Here is a 19,208-nt window from a genome sequence, read left to right as displayed (position 1 = left end):
TTCATAAGTTAGCACAGGCTTACTCAGACAGATTCTACTTCCAGAAAAGAGGGCTAGTTTATGGGTGCTAACCTTCATGTTAAGCACCTTGAAGGTGCCAAACGCGCTAATCGACTCATACTCATAGTCCTGGCGCTCATTGTTAGTACATTAGTTTGGGCCCACTACGCCACATTAGAGGAGGTCGTCATCGGCCAGGGAAAAGTGGTTCCCACCCTTGCAGTGCAACAGATCGAGAGTCTGGATGGCGGAATATTGAAACAGGTATTAGTCAGCGAGGGGGAGATAGTAAAAACGGGTCAGGCCTTACTGATACTCGATGAACTAAGATTCGCTTCGGCTTTCGATGAAGCCCAACTGAGTCGTAATGCATTACGCCGTCAACAGGCGCGTCTCGAAGCCGAGTTAAAGAGCGTAACCATAGATAAATTAGCTAGCCATTGGTTAGCTAAAATCACCGTAACTCCACAAACTATCGAAGTGATCGATGATGAACCGAGTCTGAGATCCCAGGCAATATTCCACTCCCGTCTATCACAGCTTAACGCTCAACTCGATCAGGCCGAGCAAGCTGTTGAACAAAAGATACAGGCCCAGGAAGAGAACCGTATCACCACACGGGCTCAAATTAGCGGTTTAAAACTGGTCCGCAAGGAGATAGCCATGACCAGAGAGGCGGTCAATGAAGGCGCAGTCGCAGAATTGGAACTACTCAAGCTAGAACGTGATGAGATAAGACTCGAAGGGGAGCTATCAGCGTCAAAAGCTATGGCGCGTCAACTGAAGGCGGTGAAGAGCCAGGCAATAGGTCAGAGACTCACCTTAGCCCTGGACTTTCGTAACAGAACCGAAGCCGAACGCAACGAAGTGATCAATGAGCTCGCGGGTCTACAGGAGAGCATCAAGACACTCGCCGATAGGTTGGAACGCACAAAAATAGCATCACCAATAGATGGCAAGGTCACCAATATTCTCATCCGCTCATTGGGCGCTGTAGTGGAACCCGGTGAATCCATCATGGCTATCGTACCGTCCGATGGCGCCTTGATTGTCGAGACTCGCATAGCCCCAAAAGACATTGCCTTCGTACATACGGGACTCGAAGCCACGGTAAAATTTACCGCTTATGACTTTGTCATCTATGGTGGCCTGAAGGGCGAAGTCATCTATGTCAGCGCCGATGCCCAGCAACTAGAAGATGGCACCACCTACTACGAAGCCCATATTAAAACCAATGAGAACATGCTTAATGGCTGGCCGATTATCTCAGGGATGCAGGCTAGCACAGATATTCTTACGGGAAAGAAAACCGTTTTAAATTATTGGCTAAAGCCACTCTTACGCGCAAAAGCCAATGCGTTACGTGAACCATAAGGTACGGATACAATGAGAAAACTTATACTCATCCCACTATTAGCACTTTCTAGCCAGACACAGGCGATGACGCTGGAACAGTCTGTGGCTGAAGCAATCAATCATCACCCCTCATTGCAACAAAAATATGCCGCATTCGAGGCCGCAATCAGATATAAGCGTGCCGCAGTGGGTGATTACTTACCTCAGGTACGCTTGTATGGCGGAGTAGGTTACGAAGATGTCCGTTTTAACAGTGGCCAGAGAATCGATAGTGAGCTGACACGCACGGAGATTGGGGTGAAAGTATCTCAACTTATTTTCGATGGCTTCAGAACTACATCTGAGATCGACAGGCTCGAATTTGAGAAAGAAGCGGAACGATTTGGTCTCATCTCAGAGGCTGAAAACCTGAGCCTTGAGGTTAGCCGAGTCTACCTTCAGCTTATTATGGCTAATAAAATAGTCGGGCTTGCCGAGCAAAATATCGAAGAACATAAACAAATCCTTAAGAATATCCAGTCGAGAGAGAACAGAGGCTTAAGCAGTGAATCTGATGTTGCCCAGGTCAGGGCCAGGCTCGCGACGAGCCAATCCGGCTACTTAGCAGCACGCCATAACCAGATGGATATGCAGGCTAAATATTACGATCTTGTCGGTGAGCTCCCCAAAGATCTTATCAACCCTAAACCTGATTTCGAATATGTCCCTAGCACCCTCTCCTACGCCTTGGAACAAGCCGTTAGGAATCATCCCGAGATCGATGCAGCTATCTCAGACACCCAAGCTGCCAGCGCTCAGCATGAGCGGGAAAAGAGCGACTTCTGGCCTAAGCTTTCTTTAGAACTACAAGCCAACAAGAATGACAATATTGGCGGTATCGAAGGCCCGGACGAAGATGCCAGAGCCATGTTGATGCTCAGTTACGATATCTTTAATGGTGGATCTTCAATAGACAGAACCGAAGCCGCATCATGGCGTTACCAACAGGCGATGGCTGTGAGGGAAAATACAGAGAAACAGGTGGTCGAAAGCACGCGCCTGGCCTGGAACTCCTATGACTTTGTCGGTCAACAGCGTAGCTTTTACCGGGTAAATGTCGATCAAGCCGTGATTGCAGAAAAGGGTTACATCAAACAATTCGAACTTGGAAGACGCTCACTACTCGACGTATTAGATGCAAAAGTAGAAGTGTTTCTGGCTCGAAAAAATTATATCAATGCTCATCATAACTACCATATTGCAGCCTATAGGCTAATCAATGCGACGGGACAGTTAATGGAATCATTCAGAATCGATAAGCCGACGACCTGGAAAGAGGATGAATAGAATGAACAATACAATAACAGGTTTGCTTATCGCACTGACTCTGGGCTTAGTAACGGGCTGCGCTCAAACAGCTGAACCTTATGCGGCTCAAGCTCAAAGCAGAGATCTATTAGACACAGATAATGACGGCGTGATCAATGCCAGAGACAATTGCGGGCAAACCACAACTGGCGCCATGATTACTAATGATGGCTGCCCCAAAAATCTCAATCAAGTTATAGAAAGAACTAAGGTGATCATGTTCAATTTCGACAGTTCACATCTATCAAAGAATGAAGTCGACAAGATCACTGAGCTGTTACACAAGTTGATGAATTTACCTGAAGCTAAACTAGTGCTCATAGGCGATACCAGTCCGGAAGGTAGCGACAGTTATAACCATGCCCTGGCTCAACGCCGCGTAGATACCATACACGATATTGCTAAAGAGATAGGCTTTCCGACTCAGAGTATTATCAGCCAAACCTATGATCAGAGCGACCGAACGCCGACATCTATCTCAGGAAGAGAACACAGACTGATTGCCGTAGCTCAGTGGCAAGAATCGGGCACCCAGATGATGTGGAATATCTTCACCTCTGAGAAAAAAAATAGATAATATTCGACAGCTGCAGCGAGCTCCAGACACCTCAGCCAATATGAGATAAGTTTGGAGCTATTTCTTATACATTACTAAAGATATTATCCCTCCAAATATAGAACGCCTCTAGCCATCCCCCTAGCTCTACCACCACTAGATCTCTTAGTGATGACTTTTGTGATCGACGCCGCTAAATACGATATTAAGATGTGATCTAACCAAGCATTATTCAGTGTCATTCTTCTCCCCACTACCACTAAATGCTTAAATAGCCTTAAAGCTCGTATCAAACGAAGCTAGTCATTTCCCCCGAGCCTGAGGTATTATCATGAATCAGAACATCAAGGCATTACTTGCCACTACAGCCCTCTTTTTTAGCTGCCAGACTCTGGCAAGCAGTGGCTGTGCATTCGAAGATGAGCAAGATGGCTTTATCGCCACATGCAGCGAGGAGAAACAAGAAGTGATATTAACCGGATTAGTAGCAGCACAAACATTGGTCACCGAACTCGATGACTTTACTGAAGGCTATAAAGAGTATCAGGTAGATACAGCGGCGATAACTCCACTTAAGTCACTCAAGGTTCCAACTGAAATCATTGTGATTATTGGCACTTGGTGCCCGGATTGTCATCGTGAGACACCGCGTTTCATCCGTATCATGGAAGAGCTGAATAACCCGAACATTAAGGTGACTTATATCGGCATAGATCGCACTAAGACAGATCCAGAAGGCTTAGCTGCCCAATATGAGTTTAGCCGTATCCCTACTTTCATCGTGATGCAAAAAGGCGAAGAGATTGGCCGAATAGTAGAACGTCCAGAAGTTTCATTAGAGATCGATTTGGCTAAAATTCTAAACTAATCTAATTTAGAATTAAAAAAGAAAGGCACTCGATGAGTGCCTTTTTACATTTTAAAATATCTAGTTAGCTAATCAAAATTAGAATGATTGACTAAATGACACCCAGTAAGAGCGGCCTATGATGTCATAGATACTTGACTCATAATCACCACCAGCATCGAATCTTGGATCTTCATCGGTCAGGTTGTTAATACCCGCAGAGATAGTGTTGTTCCAAGGCATAGTGTATGAATAACTTAGTGTGTGGTATACGATCGAATCAATTTGGTAGTTAGAACCATTATCATTCTTGTCACCAGTAGACTGGTGATCGATATAATCCGCTTGATAGAACAAGCTATGATCGCCCACTAAGTAGTTAGCGGTAAAGTTTACCCGATCATCCGGATAGTCCTCGGTACCACTCCAGTTGCGAGACATGGTCTGCACGCCACCTTCAGGGCTTGAATCTGTGTACTTAATGTAGTGAGACCAGGCAAGGCCTAGCTTAAAGTCACCCATTTCAGTTTCAAAGGTTGATGCAAACTTAGTATCAACACCTTGGCGCTCACTCAGACCAATGTTTTGCAAAACGTTAGTCATACCAGTCAGCTTACCCGCACCATTTTGAGATACAGATGTACCAGGATAGATAACACTGACATCGGGGCGAGGCTGAGCAGCTGCATCGGCCGCTTCCCAAAGCTCTGCCTGAGTACGAGTGATCTCACTATCGACAAGCGTCGAGATGAGACCTTCAGTCTCAAGTGACCAATAATCTACCGACATATTTATGCTATCGGTAATATCCCATACCATGCCTATGTTATAGCTTTCAGACTCTTCTGGACCTAAGTTTTCATTACGACCAACAGAGACAGGTACATTGTCTTCGATATCACAACCATCGATGCCCAAGCCATCTTCATAACACTTAAGGTAGTTAGTCACATCGTTATAACCAACACTGGTAGATTGATTTAGATCTTCCAAAGTTGGTGCTCTAAAACCTGTACCCCAAGATGCGCGTAGTAACAAAGGTTCTAACACATTATAGCGAACAGAAACTTGTGGGTTAAACGTGCCGCCAAAGTCAGAGTACTCATCATAACGAGCAGCAAGATTAACCTCTAAGTTATCCAAAACAGGGAAAGCCATCTCCATAAATACGGCTTTGACATCTCGCTCACCGCTACCACCGGCTCCACCACTACCACCAGCAATTAAACCCGCCTCATCGAGGGCATCAACTTGTGAATCTAGCTTCTCTTCGCGGTAGGCCGCGCCGACATACAGACCAGTAGCTCCACCTGCAAGTTCAAACAGCTCGAAACTAAGACCACCATCGATTTCTAATGCACTACTAGTCAGACGAGCATCTGAGTTAGCCGTTGCACCGCTAGGCATTTCTGAGTTTGGATCTCGTGGATCCCAACCTTCAAATGAATTTGTATCATCATCCCAGGCACCAACTAAATCAGTAGTCGCGCCTTTTAGTTGATAGCCTGTTCCCCACTTAAATACGTCATACTTGTTGTACGAAACTGACGCATTCCAATCGAAGCTATCTGTTGTACCATCGAGACCGACTAAGAAATCATAGATACTATCGGTACTTTCACGAACGCGGTTTCCAGCGGTATCGAAACGATATAGCATAGCGCCGCCTTCAGGTACAGCACGTAAGTCTAGCCCTTCCGCAGTAGTGTAAGCAGGCATAGCTTGTGGGAAGCTGATATAACCAGGAATTGGCGCCGAAATATCAGTGGTCTTATTTGATGCCCAGTAGGCACGCGCAGTAAGCTGAATATCTTCACTCAGCTCATAAGAATACGACAGTAGTGTAGATGTACGCTCTTGATCGACATCATTATAGGCAGCTTTTGTATAGTCATAGGCACAAGAAGTCTCGCCAGCATATTTACTATCACCCAGTGGACCGGTGAAGTTATCACCATAAACATCGGCACAGTTTAAGTCAGAATTGGTAAACGGAGTTTGATATTCCCAGCCGCCATTTGGCCCCATGTCTAGTGTACGACCGGTTTGGCTTAAACCAATCCAACTTCTATAATCACTCGGATCTTGTCCATCTTTTACGTGGGCAGCAGTATAAGGACGTTCAGCAAAGGTAATGCCTGACTTCTTAAAATGCTCAATAGTGAACATCAAGTTACCTTTATCTGAACTCAGGCCACCAGTGAAAGAAGCAGAGTGATTATCACCGCCGCCATCGGCATCCGGCTCTTCGGCGCGAACTTTAACTTCGACACCTTCAAAGTCTTTCTTCAAGATAATGTTAATAACACCAGCAATAGCATCGGTACCATAAATCGCAGAGGCGCCGTCGGATAAGATCTCGATACGCTCAACTGCCGCCGTTGGAATAGTGTTGATGTTAGTTGCGCCGCCACCCAATACAGGCGACTTGGCCATGCGCTTACCATCGAGCAGCGTCAGTGTGTGACTGGCTGCGGCACCTTTAAGCTGAATCGTCGCTTGAGAAGACCAGCTGTTGTTCGATGTTCCGCCGTAAGAACCAAATGAGTTCAATGTTGAAGCGCGCAAAGCATCACCCACGGTTGAGAAACCAGCGTTGGCCATATCTTCAGCGGTAATAGTGGTTACCGGGCTTGCGCCTTCCATATCGACACGCTTGAGGCGTGAACCGGTAACTTCGATACGCTCTACAGTATCTTCATCATTTTCTACAGCATATACGGGTGCTGAAAGTGCTACGACTCCACCACAAGCCAAGCTGACTAGCTTAGCAACTTTATTAAATTTCATACTTCCATCTCCCAAGAATATATTTTTTATAGGTCCTATGCTCAGTCAACTTTGATTGCAGAAACCAAAAAGCAAACAACAACAAAACATGGCAACAACATTTGTATCACATAATGTATTTTGTATGCAATATATCATTGCAAGGCGAAAGTTGGATTAATGCAGAGTTTTAGAGTATTTATGCAACTCACTAAAGCTTGGGTAATTCTGATAAGAAGTGACTAATGACGGAGGGTTAATCAGTTGAAAGCAGTGAATTATTGGCTTTGCTGAACAAAAAAGCCTAACCTTTTACAATCAGCTAGCGCTAAAGAAATCATCTGTAAGTGGCTAAAAGTCACTATAAATGCAGTAGGTATAAAAAGTATCTAAATATGTCTAAATGGAATAAAGACTAAAATGAAGGAAAATATTTAACAATTGTGATAATAAAAAAGGCCGCGAATGCGGCCTTTTGGCTCAATTTAATGCTTTAGAACTGATAACGAGCTACGAGAGAGAAGAATCTTTCCTCTTGGCGATCGGTTGTCATACCGTAGTTAGGGTTTAACATCAAACCATCTTCGCCATAAGCGGTACGCTCTTCGTTAATATTAGTGGCTGTATCTGTGTTAAACACATTATAAACAGTGCCTTTAACGCTGAAGTCACCATCGAAGAGATCAGTCATATAAGTTAGCGACAGATCTAAGTTTGTCACCCAAGATAGGTTACCAGCTGTACCACGTGGTGATGGGTCACCATTTTCATCATAATGACTCGCATGGCCGTAATATTGACTGATACATGCATCCCATGGGTTACCCGGTGCACAGCTATCTACACCTTCGGGGTGTACTGAGAAATAGTTTTGCGGGCGACCCGAACTTACACTAGCAACAAAACCAAGAATCAATTCATCGGTAATATTATAGGCACCATTGAACTTGAATACATGGGTGTGATCGTTGGGCAGATCACCATAACCATGATCCATTAGGTCGCCATAGTCATATGAGGTAGTCCAACCTGGATCGGCCTGATCATTATCTGTTTTAACCAGCCCTTCTGTATTACCCCAGTTATGAGACAAGGTGTAAGAAGAGTTGATACGCAGATCATCAGTCACTTGCCCATCTAAAGTTAACTCGAGTGCCAGATAATGACGTTGCATCGAATCTAACGCCATCTCTTCTGGTGAAAGCGTCACATTATCCACTTTACCATCGCCATCGAAATCATAGCTCAAGGTCACCGCGTCACCTGGATTTTGTAGAACATAATAAGAATTTTGACCTACATTATCTTCGATGCCAAGCTCAGCTAACTTCTTGCTTAGAATCGGTTCGACATCGGTATCTTCAACCCCGCGACCAAGGTCACGCCAGATCACTCTTGCGCCAGCCGACATAGTCTCAAATACTTCCTGCTGATAACCGACGGTAAACTCATCGGAGTACATTGACTTCAATGACGAAGAAGCGATTAAACCTGGATCGGTAATACCTTGTTGGTTAACGAAGGTGTCACGAGTATTAACACCTCGGCTTGGAGAGCCATCGGCGGTAATGATGGGATGACCATCGCTATCGAGTTGATCTAGTTCGTAATAATCATACACTTCTCGCTGAGAGCCACCTTGCTTGATGTTCATGTTGACAGATACTGGCTGGAAATAACGGCCATAAGTAGCAAATACCTTTGAGCTACCATCGCCATAAATATCATAAATAGCCTGTAATCTTGGCGCTATTTGATTATCAAATTCGACATAGCTACGACCATCTGAGACCGTATTCTTAAAGTTATTGACTCGAACACCGGCATTAATCACTAAATTATCCGTTGCCTGCCAAGAGTCATTAATATAGTAAGCTAAAGAAGTGACTTCAGAATCATTATTAGCAAATGTTGAACGACGACGACGTTCGACAAAATCCTCACCTTCTGCTACGCCAGATCTATCATTTTCACCAGCAGTTTTGATATTCCACCAGCCTTGAGCCTCACCGATACCATTTTGGTCTTCACTAAAGTCTACCGACACACTGCTATAATCAACACCAAAACTAATGGCATGGTCTTCTAGATCCCAGTTAAAGTCGATACGAGCTTGATCTCTTTGGTAATGCTCTTCAACAACTTTGTCATTCGTATGCTGACTTAAAACTATGTAACCATTTCGTTTATCAACTACGCTAGGATTTGTTGATGCGACACGGTTTTCAACGTCTTCGTTAACTCGACCTATTACAGCTGACACAGAGAAATCATCTGTGATATAGCCGTTATAATTAAGACTGTATAAACTACCACCATCCTCACCAGGAGCTGCAATACCCTCTTGCTCACCAATTTGATTAGTTTCCCAATCATAAGAGTAATTAGTCTTAGTCCAAGTACGCTTGTTATTCATTGCCATAAAGCCGATAGAGTGATCTTCACTCACGTACCAGTCTAATTTGGCGAACCAACGATTAGATTTTCGTTCTGTTTCTGCGTAAACATTTTGACCCGCGATACTGTAATCTTCTTGATTAGGCTCATATAAGCCGTAATAAAACAGCTTATCTTCTATGATGGCACCACTAGCCCAAAGCTTGATATACTTATATTCCTCGCTATCTTGTTGAGTATTTCCGTACTCATCAATAGTGCCATCGGCTTGATAGACAGAGTCTTGTGTTGCACGAAGAGAAGATGGATCCCAACGACCCTCGGCGCCAAAATGAAATTCATTGTCACCCGACTTAGATACGGCATTAATAACACCACCAATTGCGCCACCAAACTCAGGATCAATTGCTCCTGTCTTAATTTGAGTCTGAGAAATAGCCTCCCAAGGCATTCTCATTGCACCTAGGCCAGTTCGAATTGCCGTGATATTCAGACCATTAAGGTAATAGGCGTTTTCGGCTGATGAAGACCCGCCAAAACTTGATGCGTTATTAAATGAAGATCCACCAGCGGCTGCAGTACCCGGCGCTAACAAGGCAATATTTTCAAAACCAGCATCAACAGGCATGGTGTTGAGCTCATCTTGACTGAAAGTCACACCTGAAGTTGACGACCCCATATCGACACGGCGGATCATACTGCCGGTGACAGATATACGTTCGACATTATCAAGACCAACAGCCATTAATTGACCATCCAGAATGACTGGCTGGCCAATTCTTACCCTGACACCTGACTCTTGAGTCTTAGTAAATCCATCTTTAGTGATGCTGATATCATAATCACCAACAGGGACATTACGTAAGAAGTAATCACCCTTTTCGTTAGTTTCTACGGTATATACAAGACCTTTAGTCTTATGTTTCAAAGTGATAGTAGCATTCTCAATCTTTGTGCCATCACTATTAATGATGTGACCCTTAACAACACTGGTATCAGCAGCCATAGCCGCCGGAGCCGACATCATCAATACAGAACCTACAGCAATCGCTGCAAGTGTTTTTCTTGGTGTAAATCGCTTAAGCACGTTACTTCCAGACATAATTTATTCTCCCTTAAACCTTCTCTGAATACGCGCTTAGCAGAAATATTATTAGTTGATTTGGGTACAAAGTGAACCAAGCGCAACAAAACGATAACACGACCAGCTTATTTTATACAATCTACAATATACACAAGAGTCCCGTAAATAGGCCATTTGAAGATCGATCTCAGTGATATATTTAGCTTGTTCGAGTTTTTGAAGATGATAATTGTTAATAAACTTAACAAACTGGTGGATAGTATGTTTTTTTATATCCGCTATGGTTTTTTTAACTAATTTGTTTCTGTTTTGTTTCAAAAAAGGAGATAAGAAAAGGAGTGGGGGCTAATTATGGCGCGACACAAAAGTAGACTGACATATATCAGAAACGAAGCGTAAATGAATGAATCAGGAAGTTAGGAAGTTAGGAAGTTAGGAAGTTAGGAAGTTAGGAAGTTAGGAAGTTAGGAAGTTAGGAAGTTAGGAAGTTAGGAAGTTAGGAAGTTTGAGTTAACGGCACACTTATAGAAGGTTTTATCTAGATGCGATTAGCTAAGGTTTGTAGCACGCCTTCACGGAGTGCGCCGCCAGATAGGTTTAATTTCTCTATGTTAAGGAGTTCAAACAAGGCAAGTAAAATAGAGATCCCAGCGGCAAAAGTCGGTGCTCTCTCATGGTTTAAACCAGCGATCTCTGCCATCGACAGATCTGGCTGCGCCAGTACTTCTTGTTTTAGGCTGTTAAGCACATCAGGTGTAATGCTAGTCGATTGGTTTCTATGGCTCAAAAGCTCAACAACAGATTGAACGCTACCAGATGCACCAACGACGCAGTGCCAGCCTAACGTTTTTAGTTCTGTTAAATGCGCACCCAGTGTATTTTTAACCTGGGACTTAGCATCTTCGAAGTCTAGCTCTTGCAGTGGAAATGAATTAAAGAAGTGCTCGTTGAAGGTGACACAGCCCATAGGTAGACTGTTTTTCAATAACACTTTATCGCCATCACCGATAATAAATTCGGTACTAGCCCCGCCAATATCAATAACTAAGCGCCGACCCTCGCCACAAGTCGTGGCCACCATGCCTTGATAGATCAGCTCGGCTTCACGCATGCCAGTGATAATTTCTATGGGATGACCTAAGATGGGTAAGGCTCGGTGACAAAATTCATCAGAATTGGCTATATTTCGTAGAGTCGCTGTCGCGATCACCGCGATATTCTCACTATTGACGCCCTCTTTCTCGAGCATCTCGGCAAACATGGACAAGCAGTCCAGTCCACGCAAGAGCACCTCTTCACTCAGGGAACCATTGTCCTGTATCCCTTCGGCTAGACGTACTTTACGCTTGTACTTAGCAATAATTTTGGGCTGGCCTACCACTGTTTCGGCGACCAGCATATTAAAACTATTAGAACCTAAGGTAATAGCCGCATAGCGAGGTGTTGTCATCTTCTAATACGAGTTTTATGAATGTCTGCGGGTCTTATCGTGACGGCGAGGTGCGCTGTTACGATTACCATTTCGACTTCCATTAGAACGACCCGAACCACCCCGTCCTTGAGGACGGCTGTTATGCTTTCTATGAACTCTAATCGGTGCTGGAATATCTTCAAGCAGCGCAGTATTGTCATAGTTAGACACAGGTATCGAGTGAGTAATATACTCTTCAATCGCCGGTAGATTCAATGCATATTCTTCACAGGCAAAACTAATAGATACACCTTTCTTACCCGCACGACCGGTACGACCAATACGATGAACGTAATCTTCACAGTCATCGGGAAGATCGTAGTTGTATACATGGGATACATCAGAGATATGCAGACCACGAGCCGCTACATCGGTAGCAACTAAGAAGTCCAGCTCACCGGTTGTGAACTGTTCAAGAATACGAATACGTTTCTTCTGTGGCACATCACCAGTAAGCAAGCCAACACGATGACCGTCACCCGATAACCAAGACCAGACATTTTCGCAGCTGTGCTTGGTATTAGAGAAAACGATCGCCTTCTCTGGCCAGTCTTCTTCAATAAGTGACAACAGGAGACGCATCTTCTCATCCATAGATGGATAAAAGATCTCTTCCTTAATGTTCTTAGAGGTTTTTTCGTTCGGCGCGATAACGACTTTTTCAGGCTCATTCATATGATCATAAGCCAGCTCCTGCACCTTCATAGAAAGGGTTGCAGAGAACAGCATGTTCAGACGCGACTTAGCATCTGGCATACGTCTAAATAGAAAGCGTATATCTTTAATAAAGCCAAGATCGAACATACGATCGGCTTCATCTAGCACAACAGCTTGAATCGCGCTCAGATTAATGATGCCCTGACGGACGTAATCGATAATACGTCCCGTGGTACCGATAAGTATATCGATACCCTTGTCTAGCACCTTACGCTGAACTTCATAGCTTTCACCACCATAGACAATACCGACTTTCAAACCGGTATGTTTTGCCAATAGCGTCGCATCTTTTGCGATTTGGATAGCCAGCTCACGAGTCGGCGCCATGATCATAGCGCGCGGCTGATTTAGCTGACGACCTTCAGGAATAGGAGTGGTTAGCAGATGTTCAAAAGTCGCCACAAGGAAAGCCAAAGTCTTTCCTGTTCCAGTCTGTGCTTGACCCGCGATATCTTTTTTCTGCAAAAGGATCGGTAATGATGCTGCTTGAATAGGCGTGCAAAATTCAAAGCCGCTCTCGTTAAGTGCTGTTTTTATCCCTTCATGAAGGGAAAAGTCGGCAAACTTCTGATTAGATAAATGTGTTTCGCTCATAGCGGCAGCATACCAGTTGGGGTTGCAATAAGAAACTCAATCGTTTGAAATAGCGACTAATTATAAAAAGTACTTTTAAAGGTTATTAAAATTACCTTGAAAAGTTATTTTTCAGACCCAATATACAGGTTAAGCCATTAACAAACCAGCGATGGCACCCTAACTGGAGAACATCATGAGCGACAAGATAGTACAATTAAGTGACGACAGCTTCGAAAATGACGTAATAAAATCAGAACTACCTGTAGTAGTAGATTTTTGGGCTGAGTGGTGTGGCCCTTGTAAAATGATTGCGCCAATCTTAGATGACGTAGCCGAAGACTATGCAGGTAAAGTCACTATAGCTAAACTCAATGTCGATCAAAACAGCGTATCTCCAGCTAAGTATGGTGTTCGTGGTATCCCTACACTACTTATTTTCAAGAACGGCGAATTGGCAGGCACTAAAGTTGGCGCACTGTCTAAGACTCAATTAAAAGAGTTTATCGACGCTCAACTATAAATGGCGTAAAGCCTATACCCAGAATATAGGCAGCCCAGCTGTATGCCGTCTGTACGTAAACGGATACGAAAAGTGTGAAATGGCGGCAGATACTGGGGATATAGTGATACCTGACACAGGTTATTTATTAAATTGTGTCAGGTTATACTAAAATCCTAGACGCACAGTCGCTATAGTGCTACTTTAATAACCAGACACTTTCTATTAACCCACATCTAGCTATTCGTTCAACATTCACATTGTACTTACACACTCTATGATCGCTTGATCACAAATAGCATTACCTCGCATAAAAAGACCCACCAAGATGAATTTATCAGAATTAAAAGACACGTCGATTTCAGACTTAGTAAAGCTAGCCCAAGAGATGAAAGTTGAAAATACCGCCCGTGCTCGTAAGCAGGACATCATATTTTCAATCCTAAAAGCCCACGCCAAAAGCGGTGAAGATATCTTTGGTGGTGGTGTACTCGAAATTCTGCAGGATGGATTTGGTTTCCTTCGTAGCGGAGATGCTTCTTACCTTGCCGGCCCAGATGACATCTATGTGTCTCCGAGTCAGATCCGTCGCTTCAGCATGCGAACCGGTGATACCATCTTCGGTAAGATCAGACCTCCAAAAGAGGGTGAGCGTTATTTTGCGCTGCTGAAAGTATCTGAAGTCAACTATGACAAGCCTGAAAACTCCCGCAACAAAATCTTATTCGAAAACCTGACCCCACTGCATGCCGAAGAGCGCCTGCGTATGGAACGTGGTAATGGTTCGACCGAAGATATTACTTCAAGAATTCTCGATCTATGTTCACCTATAGGTAAGGGTCAACGTGGCCTGATTGTTGCGCCGCCAAAGGCTGGTAAGACATTATTGCTACAGAACATGGCTCAAAGCATCACTCACAATAACCCGGATGTGGTATTGATGGTGCTACTTATCGATGAGCGTCCGGAAGAAGTTACCGAGATGCAGCGCATGGTTAAAGGTGAAGTCATAGCTTCAACCTTCGATGAGCCAGCCAGCCGTCATGTACAGGTAGCCGAGATGGTTATCGAAAAAGCCAAACGTCTGGTTGAGCATAAGAAAGACGTGGTCATTCTGCTGGATTCGATCACTCGTCTTGCTCGTGCATACAACACAGTTATTCCATCATCGGGTAAAGTTCTTACCGGTGGTGTCGATGCCAACGCCCTGCACCGTCCTAAGCGTTTCTTCGGTGCGGCACGTAACATCGAACATGGTGGCAGCTTAACCATCATAGCAACGGCACTTGTCGATACTGGCTCTAAGATGGATGAAGTTATCTACGAAGAGTTTAAAGGTACCGGTAACCAAGAGTTACACCTGTCCCGTAAAGCTGCCGAAAAGCGTGTCTTCCCAGCTATCGATTTCAATCGCTCTGGTACTCGTCGTGAAGAGAAACTCACGACGCCTGAAGAGCTGCAGAAGATGTGGATCCTACGTAAGATCCTTAATCCTATGGATGAAGTCACAGGCATGGAGTTCCTTATCGACAAGTTAGCCTTAACCAAGACTAACGAAGAGTTCTTCAACGCAATGAGAGGCGGTGGTAAAGGCTAATCCCTTTTCCTCTATTTCTTGTAAGACATAGCGATTAGAACTAACAATAAAAAAGCCGCACTCGTTGCGGCTTTTTTATGTCTGGACTTCTTGTAATAAGAGTTATGTCTATTTTCCATGCACTCTTGTCATAAGAGTTGTGAAAATCTACCTAGGAACTAGATTCTAGCCCCTCATATCTAATCGCAGCTTACACCTTGCTCTAAGCATATCTCTAAGCAAGAGAATAACCGGTGTGACATGCTCTCTTCCCGGGCAAACCAGATAGAGGTCAGCACCCTCTCCCTCAAAATCCTTCAGCATAGGGACGAGTCTTCCCCTTAATATATCTTCACCAAGATCCAAAGCAGATTTATATACGACCCCCTTGCCTGCCACGGCCCAACGACGTGCAACTTCGGCGTCATTACAGGTTCGATTACCTGTGACTCTCACCTTAAACTCACGGCCATTTTTAGTGAAGCGCCACTGGTCATGAGTTCGCTCATCTAACATAAAGAACAAGCAGTTATGATCTGATAGTTGCTCGATAGATGTGATCTCACCATGTTTAGCAATATATTCCGGGGAGGCACACAACAGCCTCTTCACCTTAGCTATCTGAAATGCGACTAAGGAGGAGTCCTTTGGCGTACCTATACGAAGTGCGACATCTATCTTGTCATGATAAAAATCTGAGAGGGTATCACCAATATGCAGCCTGAATTTAAGCTGGGGATATTCATCCATGAAGTCATCGAGCCAGGGAAGTAATACGGTTCGCCCAGTATCGGAAGGCACAGCCAGACTGACGACGCCTGAGATTTTCTCTTTCACATCATCGATAGCCTGCTGTCCTAAACTCAAATCCGCCAACGCCCTGCGACAATGGATCAGATAACGCTCGCCCGTATCCGTCAGCCTGAGGCTCCGCGTGCTTCGAATAAATAAACTGGTTTCGAGTTGCTTCTCCAGTCGTTTCAACGCGGCGCTGGCCGCTGCAGGAGAGAGTTCCAGCTCAGTCGCAGCCGCGGTAATGCTACCGCAGTCGGCAACCCGAACAAAAAGCATAAGATCGTTTATTTGCATTCGTCTTTCTCAAAGTAAGTTTTTCAGCTTCCACTTCACCGATGCTATCGGCTCTTCGACAAAAAAGAAAGCCTGCTTGAAGCAGGCTTTGGGGCTAGACAGAGTATGCAGGAAACTAAAACTGAGCCATTGCCATCTTACGGCGCAAATACGCTATCTGCTGCATATGGGGCAAGTCCTTGGGACAATTATCCTGACAACCGAGTAGGGTCATGCAGCCAAACACACCATCCTGGTTACCTATGACATGATAAAAATCTTCTGTACTGCGACTATCTCGACTATCGAGCTCGAATCTGGCCAGCTTCATCATGCCCACAGCGCCGACAAAGGTCTCTCGCATCTGCTTAGTGGCACAAGCAGATACACAGACACCACATTCGACGCAGCGCTCAAGCTCATAGAGTTTAGCCGCCTCTTGCGGAGACATAGGTATTTCGAGCCTATGAACGTCGGCATCTTCACTCATTGGGTGTAGCCAAAGCTTAAGTCGTTCAGCTAGTTCACGCATAAACTTGCCGGTGTTCACCGAGAGATCGCCTATCAGCTCGAAGCCAGGCAGAGGCATCAAGGTTATTTCCCCTTTGGGGTAATTCTTGGTCAAGGTTCGACATGCCAGAGTCGGAAAGCCATTGATCACCATGGCGCAACTACCACAAATACCTGCACGACAGACAAAATCAAACTGCAGAGAGGTATCTTGATGCTCACGTAGCATGTTCAGCGCGATAAACACTGTCATGCCAGGCGTCTCTTCAATTTGATACTTCACCATCTTGGGCTTATCACCCACTTCTTGTGGATCATATCTGAAGATATTAAATGTTAAGGTACGACCCTTAGTCTCTATTTGGCTCATTCAACTGTTTCTCCCACTTTTTCCACACACTCGCCGCTTTCGGTCAAGTTATCACTTAAGCGTTCATTTTTAGGCTGTAGAGCCTTGGGAACTTCGTAGGGCATAATTGCATTTTGCCTCTGATAACGATCGGCATCTTCTCCAAGCTCGCTGATGATGTCGGCGATCTCCTGCTCCCGCTTTTCTGTATCAGGATGAGTAATAGCATTGTCGATACCGTATCCTCGATACCCAGGGGGCAGCTCCATCTTCATCACATCCAGCTGCTCATAACTCAGCTCTGGCGAGAGTGCATTCTCATCAGGCCAGCTCGAAAGCGTTCTATTCAACCAGTCTTTATCGTTTCTTTGGGGGAAGTCTTCTCGAGCGTGGGCACCGCGGCTTTCTGTACGTGCGGCCGCGCCGCATGCCACAGTGAGTGCAACTTTAATCATGCGCTTCACCCTAAGCGCTTCGACCAATTCAGGATTGGCATGACGCTTGCTACATTTAAGGCCAATATCACGCGAGCGTTCCAGTAGCCCTTGGAGCTCAGAAACCGCTTTATCGAGTTCAATACCATTGCGGAAAATACCCACATAATCCATCATGATCCTTTGCATCTCTTTCCTGAGCACAAACGGGCTCTCTGTTCCACCGCCTTCAATCAGATCATCAATTTCGTCGCGTACCTTATCAACAAACGACTCAGCGAGATTTGTATCGATCTCTAAGCTATTTTCTTGACAGAAATCGGCAACATATTTACCGATAATCATGCCACCGACGACGGTTTCCGCCAGCGAGTTACCACCTAGTCGATTGAAGCCATGCATGTCCCAGCACGCAGCCTCACCGACACTAAACAAGCCTTTGAGTTGAGGATTTTGACCCGTTTTATCGGTACGAATCCCTCCCATAGAATAATGTTGAGTCGGGCGAACCGGGATCCACTCCTTAGCAGGGTCAATCCCCAGGAAATTCTCACATATCTCTTTCACTTCACGCAGATTAGTTTCAACATGTTTACGACCAAGAAGCGTAATATCGAGCCACAAATGCGGACCATAGGGACTATCAACCCCCTTGCCCTTACGCATATGCTCAGTCATGCGACGAGAAACCACATCACGGGAAGCCAGTTCTTTCTTCTCAGGCTCGTAATCCGGCATAAACCTATGGCCATCTTTATCTCTTAGCAAGCCACCGTCACCGCGACAACCTTCGGTCGTCAGAATGCCAACAGGCACGATGGCAGTCGGATGGAACTGTACCGCTTCCATATTGCCAAGTTTGGCAACGCCAGTTTCCAAGGCGAGCGCCTGGCCGATGCCTTCGCAGATGATGGCATTGGTCGATACTTCATAAATCCTGCCGTAACCGCCAGTAGCAATAGTGGTCGATTTGCCGATATAGGCTCTTAGCTCTCCGGTTACCAGGCAGCGTGCTACAACACCGTGACAACGCTTACCATCATGAATGATTGCCAAAGCTTCGACACGTTCATGGACAGGAATATCCATCGAAATTGCCTTGTTATCGACCGCATAAAGCAAGGAATGTCCGGTACCATCTGCGGTATAACAGGTACGCCATTTCTTAGTACCACCGAAGTCGCGGGCGTTGATCAAACCATGAGCTTCTTTGGCCTCTTCTATGGTGACCTTTTCCGCATTCACCACGACCTGTCTTGGGCCTTCTGTGATCCGAGTCCAAGGTACGCCCCAGTTTGCCAGCTCTCTTACAGCCTTTGGGGCACAGTGAGCAAACATACGCGCGACATCCTGATCGCAACCCCAGTCGGAACCCTTTACCGTATCCTGAAAATGAATATCTTCATCATCACCCATTCCTTTCACGGTATTACCCAGACTCGCTTGCATGCCCCCTTGCGCTGCAGCGGAATGTGACCGCTTAGCAGGAATGAGAGAAAGCACTAGAGTATCGAGTCCGCGCTCCTTGGAGGCGATGGCAACTCGTAAGCCAGCCAATCCGGCTCCAACCACTAAAGAATCGGTATATATCAGTTTCACACTTGCTCCTTTTAAAGCCTAGGGTTCTGGTTTTTTAAGTTTTAAGCCGTAAG

General features: G+C 45.1%; 13 protein-coding genes. 6 read left to right on the top strand and 7 right to left on the bottom strand.

Annotation, left to right across the window (positions count from 1 at the left end; translation table 11 throughout):
• Positions 1-60 precede the first annotated feature (60 nt).
• From FS373_RS29735 to FS373_RS29720, 4 genes are all read left to right on the top strand, one after another.
• Complete coding sequence (locus tag FS373_RS29735; RefSeq protein WP_144048221.1) at positions 61-1,374, top strand: HlyD family type I secretion periplasmic adaptor subunit; 1,314 nt, start codon at positions 61-63, stop codon at positions 1,372-1,374.
• Between the two features lie 12 nt (positions 1,375-1,386).
• Positions 1,387-2,682: a TolC family outer membrane protein gene (locus tag FS373_RS29730; RefSeq protein ID WP_152831336.1), complete on the top strand. Its 1,296-nt coding sequence runs from the start codon at positions 1,387-1,389 to the stop codon at positions 2,680-2,682.
• 1 nt (position 2,683) lies between these two features.
• Complete coding sequence (locus tag FS373_RS29725) at positions 2,684-3,280, top strand: OmpA family protein (protein ID WP_152831335.1); 597 nt, start codon at positions 2,684-2,686, stop codon at positions 3,278-3,280.
• A 310-nt stretch (positions 3,281-3,590) separates the two neighbouring features.
• Positions 3,591-4,127, top strand: coding sequence for a thioredoxin family protein (locus FS373_RS29720; RefSeq protein ID WP_144048224.1), 537 nt, complete (start codon positions 3,591-3,593; stop codon positions 4,125-4,127).
• A 78-nt stretch (positions 4,128-4,205) separates the two neighbouring features.
• Here FS373_RS29720 and FS373_RS29715 read toward each other — a convergent pair whose 3' ends face one another.
• The 4 genes from FS373_RS29715 to rhlB form a co-directional block, all read right to left on the bottom strand.
• Positions 4,206-6,896: a TonB-dependent receptor domain-containing protein gene (locus FS373_RS29715; RefSeq protein ID WP_152831333.1), complete on the bottom strand. Its 2,691-nt coding sequence runs from the start codon at positions 6,894-6,896 to the stop codon at positions 4,206-4,208.
• A 472-nt stretch (positions 6,897-7,368) separates the two neighbouring features.
• Complete coding sequence (locus FS373_RS29710; protein ID WP_152831332.1) at positions 7,369-10,374, bottom strand: TonB-dependent receptor; 3,006 nt, start codon at positions 10,372-10,374, stop codon at positions 7,369-7,371.
• A 520-nt stretch (positions 10,375-10,894) separates the two neighbouring features.
• A complete protein-coding gene (locus tag FS373_RS29705) occupies positions 10,895-11,806 on the bottom strand; it encodes an exopolyphosphatase (RefSeq protein ID WP_144048226.1) in 912 nt (303 codons plus the stop codon).
• A 15-nt stretch (positions 11,807-11,821) separates the two neighbouring features.
• Positions 11,822-13,138 (bottom strand): ATP-dependent RNA helicase RhlB, encoded by a 1,317-nt coding sequence (gene rhlB / locus FS373_RS29700; RefSeq protein ID WP_144048227.1) that lies wholly within the window; start codon positions 13,136-13,138, stop codon positions 11,822-11,824.
• Positions 13,139-13,313: 175 nt separating this feature from the next.
• On the opposite strand from rhlB, the gene trxA reads away from it, so the two are divergent.
• The gene (gene trxA, locus FS373_RS29695; protein ID WP_144048228.1) at positions 13,314-13,640 is read left to right on the top strand and encodes a thioredoxin TrxA; all 327 of its coding nucleotides are present in this window, start codon (positions 13,314-13,316) and stop codon (positions 13,638-13,640) included.
• 307 nt (positions 13,641-13,947) lie between these two features.
• Complete coding sequence (gene rho / locus FS373_RS29690; protein ID WP_144048229.1) at positions 13,948-15,216, top strand: transcription termination factor Rho; 1,269 nt, start codon at positions 13,948-13,950, stop codon at positions 15,214-15,216.
• A 165-nt stretch (positions 15,217-15,381) separates the two neighbouring features.
• On the opposite strand, the gene FS373_RS29685 is transcribed toward rho, so the two are convergent.
• The 3 genes from FS373_RS29685 to FS373_RS29675 form a co-directional block, all read right to left on the bottom strand.
• On the bottom strand, positions 15,382-16,284 hold the full coding sequence (locus FS373_RS29685) for a LysR family transcriptional regulator (RefSeq protein ID WP_152831330.1): 903 nt from the start codon (positions 16,282-16,284) through the stop codon (positions 15,382-15,384).
• Between the two features lie 115 nt (positions 16,285-16,399).
• The gene (locus FS373_RS29680) at positions 16,400-17,143 is read right to left on the bottom strand and encodes a fumarate reductase iron-sulfur subunit (protein WP_152831328.1); all 744 of its coding nucleotides are present in this window, start codon (positions 17,141-17,143) and stop codon (positions 16,400-16,402) included.
• Positions 17,140-19,155 (bottom strand): fumarate reductase flavoprotein subunit, encoded by a 2,016-nt coding sequence (locus FS373_RS29675; protein WP_144048231.1) that lies wholly within the window; start codon positions 19,153-19,155, stop codon positions 17,140-17,142. The genes FS373_RS29680 and FS373_RS29675 overlap by 4 nt, the downstream gene beginning before the upstream one ends.
• Between the last annotated feature and the right edge of the window lie 53 nt (positions 19,156-19,208).

Source organism: Shewanella sp. YLB-07, from assembly GCF_009377275.1.
This window is presented reverse-complemented; position numbering and strand designations above follow the sequence as displayed.